The organism is Mycobacterium sp. (assembly GCF_035640695.1).
In the GTDB taxonomy this organism is placed as follows: domain Bacteria; phylum Actinomycetota; class Actinomycetes; order Mycobacteriales; family Mycobacteriaceae; genus Mycobacterium.
In genome coordinates, this window is sequence record NZ_DASQVQ010000115.1 from 1 (window position 1) to 3,448 (window position 3,448).

General features: G+C 66.4%; 3 protein-coding genes and 1 pseudogene. 1 reads left to right on the forward strand and 3 read right to left on the reverse strand.

Features of this window, described 5'->3' with window-relative positions; all coding sequences use genetic code 11:
- Together VE759_RS13470 and VE759_RS13475 are read right to left on the reverse strand one after the other, a co-directional pair.
- Window positions 1–282: alpha-hydroxy-acid oxidizing protein (locus VE759_RS13470; protein ID WP_324933064.1), on the reverse strand; the 282-nt coding region annotated here is incomplete at its 3' end.
- A gap of 171 nt (window positions 283–453) precedes the next feature.
- Complete coding sequence (locus VE759_RS13475; RefSeq protein ID WP_324933067.1) at window positions 454–1,677, reverse strand: MFS transporter; 1,224 nt, start codon at window positions 1,675–1,677, stop codon at window positions 454–456.
- 120 nt (window positions 1,678–1,797) lie between these two features.
- On the opposite strand from VE759_RS13475, the gene VE759_RS13480 reads away from it, so the two are divergent.
- Window positions 1,798–2,691, forward strand: coding sequence for a LysR family transcriptional regulator (locus VE759_RS13480; protein ID WP_324933070.1), 894 nt, complete (start codon window positions 1,798–1,800; stop codon window positions 2,689–2,691).
- A 378-nt stretch (window positions 2,692–3,069) separates the two neighbouring features.
- Here VE759_RS13480 and VE759_RS13485 read toward each other — a convergent pair.
- Window positions 3,070–3,448 (reverse strand): annotated as a pseudogene (locus tag VE759_RS13485) (alpha/beta hydrolase fold domain-containing protein); the annotation flags it as partial.

A 3,448-nucleotide genomic window follows, 5' to 3' on the forward strand; every position in this document is an offset into this window, starting at 1 on the left:
CGTCGGCAACCGCATGTCGAACAGCGACACCGACAGGTCGCGCTCGGTGGCGCCGACGAGCATGCGTGGCACGATCCCATAGCGCGCGAAGGCCTCCACGTTGGCGCGTTGGGTGCCCTCGTCACCGCAGCCACCGGCCACGTAAGACCGGACAAACGACGGCAGCACCTCGGCCGCGGCGCGCTCAAGTGAGGCGAAATCTACCGGATACCTGGGTAATTGCCCGTCGAGGCCGTTGAGATAGATTTCGTGCTGATAGTCGCCATACTGCGGTACTGCCATGATTCAACTCCTTTGCGTTTCCCAGCTGACCTCGCCGCACATCCCAGTACGAACAGCGGTGCGGCCTGCGTTCTAATGAATTCAGAATTGCGCTTCGATTTCGTTGCCGCCCAGACGACTCCGTGCATGTCGCTAACGGGGCTCTGCGTCTTCCCGCCGCCTGCGTGTTCATCACCGAGCCATCGCCTCGGCCGGTCGCAGCTTGCGCAGCAGGATGGCGATGGTCAGCACGGCGAGCAGGAACGCGCCGATGTAATAGGTCACACCCGACCAGCCGCCGGCCGAGAACGCTAGGCCGCCGAGGTAGCCGCCCACGCCGGAACCGAGGTAGTAGCAGCACACGTACACGGCGGAGCCCTGTACGCCCAGCCTGGCCGATCGTGCGCTGACCCATCCGCTGGCCACTGAATGGGCGGCGAAGAACCCGGCGGTGGTAACGAGGAGCCCGAGGATCACCGTGGCCACGCTGCCGGTGGCCATCAGGAGGAGCCCGGCCAGGATGATCGCGGCCATGATCCACAACATCCGCGGCCGACCGAACCGGTCCACTAGACGACCGGCGTACGCCGAGGAGAACGCACCGGCCAGATATGCCGTGAAGATCAGGCCGACCACGGTGCGCGACAGGTGGAAGCCGGGACCGAGCAGGCGGAAGCCGAGGTAGTTGTAGACGGTGACGAAGCAGCCCATCAGGAGGAAGCCTGCGGCGAACAGACCCAGCAGGCCGGCGTCGGTCAGTGCGCGGCCGATCGAAGCCGCCAATTCCCGGATGCGCGGCGGGCGCGGGTGAAAACCGGCGGACGCGACGATGGTGCCGCGAAACGCGATGGCGCAGGCCAGCGTGACCATGCCGGCCACGGCCAGTGCCCACCGCCACCCGGCTACGTCGTCGACGAACGCGGCCAGCAACCGGCCGATCATGCCGCCGAACGCGTTGCCCGCGACGTAGAGACCGGACGCGAAGCCGAGCGAATCGCGGTGCACTTCTTCGGCGAGATATGACATGGCCACCGCCTGGATGCCGGCCAGCGCGAGGCCTTGCAAGCCGCGAAGCACCAGCAGCACGGTGAAGTTCGGGCTGACCGCGATGAGCAGCGACAGAGCGGCCGAGGCGAACAGCGAAACGGTCATCACCGGTGTGCGCCCGAGGGTCTCGGAGAGGGCGGTGAGCGGCAGGACACCTACTGCGAGCCCGCCAGCGGCCACTGACACGGCAAGGCTTGCCGCGGCGGGGGAGAGGTGAAACGCGGTGCCGAGCGAGGGCAGCAGGGCCTGGGTTGCGTACAGCGCGGTGAAGGTGGCCAGTGCGGCGCAAAACAACGCGATGGTGATCCTCCGGAAACCCGAACTGCCACGCCGGTGCCGGGTTTGCGGGTTCATTGCATAGGTGACCATGTCGCCCGACGGTATGTACGGGGCAATCGATCCGTCCAATACCGATGCCTGGCATGATCCATTCACTAATGAATTGATAGCGCTCGACCAGCGAAGGTCGCCGGGGCAATAATTCTAGGTGTGTCCGAGGAAACACTCGCGGGGTCACTGGCCCCGAAGCTGGCGCTCCTGCGCGCGGTGGCCGAGGAAGGCAATCTGACGAGGGCTGCGGCCACCGTTGGCATACCGCAGCCGACCGCGAGCCGGTGGCTAACGATGGTGTCGACCGAGTTGGGCACGCCGGTGGTGGTACCCGACGGGCGTGGCATCCGGCTCAGCCGCGCCGGCGCTTACCTCGCCGAGGCGGCGGGCCGGGCGCTGGCTGTGGTGGCCGCCGGGGTGCGGCAGGCCGTCGACGAGGGCGATCCCGAGCGTGGCCACGTGGTGCTGGCCTTCATGCACACACTCGGCGAGCATCTGCTGCCGGGGCTGTTGCGGACGTTCCGCCGCGAGCATCCGCACGTCCGGTTCAGCCTGCTGCAGGGCCCGCACGAGGAACTGCTCGACCACGTCCGCAGCGGGCGCGCTGACCTGGCGTTCACCGCGCCACTGCCAGGGCCAGGCGAGTTCGCCGCGATCACCTTGGAAGAGCAGCAATTGGTGGTGACGGTACCGACCGAACACCGACTGGCCCACCGGACGCGGATGCGGATGACCGATCTGGCCCGGGAACCGTCTGTCGGCATGAAGCCCGGCTACGGGCTGCGCCAAATCACCGACGAACTTGCCGAGGCGGCCGGGTTCCTCCCAACGTTGGCCTTCGAAGGCGATGACGTCGACACGCTGCGCGGCCTGGTCGCGGCCGGTCTCGGCGTGGCCGTGCTCCCGGCCGCGGAGCCGAAACCCCGGCCGGGAACCGTGGAAATACCGCTGCGCCCCAAGGCAACCCGCCACATCGGTCTGATCTGGGCCGCCGATCCCGCGCTGGCCCCAGCCGCTCTGGCCTTCCGCGATTTCGTCAGCTCCGGGGCGTGAGGCAGCGTCATCCTGCGTGATCTGGCGCTCGTGGATGCTTGTCGATCGCAAGGCATACCCGCGAGCTTGGACTGGAGCGGCCGAGTCAGCTCTGCGGGCGGTACTTGTCCACCATGGCAAGGATGGCGGCCTCGGCCAGAGATGCAGCCAGTGCATGATCGGCGCACGCATCGTGCTTTGCCGCGATGGTGAAGAAGCCGCTGAGGTGCGCGATGACGCTGGCACGGAAGTCATCAGGTGCCGCATCGTGATTGTCGAGAGCCCGCCACAGTGTTTGCGCCAGCGCTTGGTAGCGGTCCCGCCCTGATGATCATTTCCCACAACCCGCGACTGTCGGCCGCCTTCGGCGAATGCACCTCACCGTACCCGCGTCAATCGTTAGGCAGTGGCGTTGCTGACATGATCGGCGATCAAGTCGTACATCTGCCGGGTGATCTCCATGGAGTCGCCCATGATGTTGTAACCGTGGTCGAATCCTTGCACGTCGTGATACTCCACGAGTGAGCCGGCGGCATCAAGTTTTTCGGCATACGCTGCGGCTTCATCGCGAAGGCGGTCGAGTTCGGCGGTGATCACCAGGGCGGGGGCGATGCCTTTGATGTTGTCGCCGTTGGTTCCCATGCCGGCGAGGCCAGCCGGTCGCATCGTTGTCTCGGGTCGGGGATGTAAGCAGTGTCGAAGATGTCCGCCATCCAGGGCCGCAGCACCGCTTTCCGGCCGGCAAGGGCTCGCTTGTCTTTCGCCTTGGTGACAAGGT

What these genes read in the sequence shown, in the direction of transcription:
- VE759_RS13475 (WP_324933067.1), bottom strand. Translation starts at nt 1,677, where the DNA reads ATGGTCACCTATGCAATGAACCCGCAAACCCGGCACCGGCGTGGCAGT.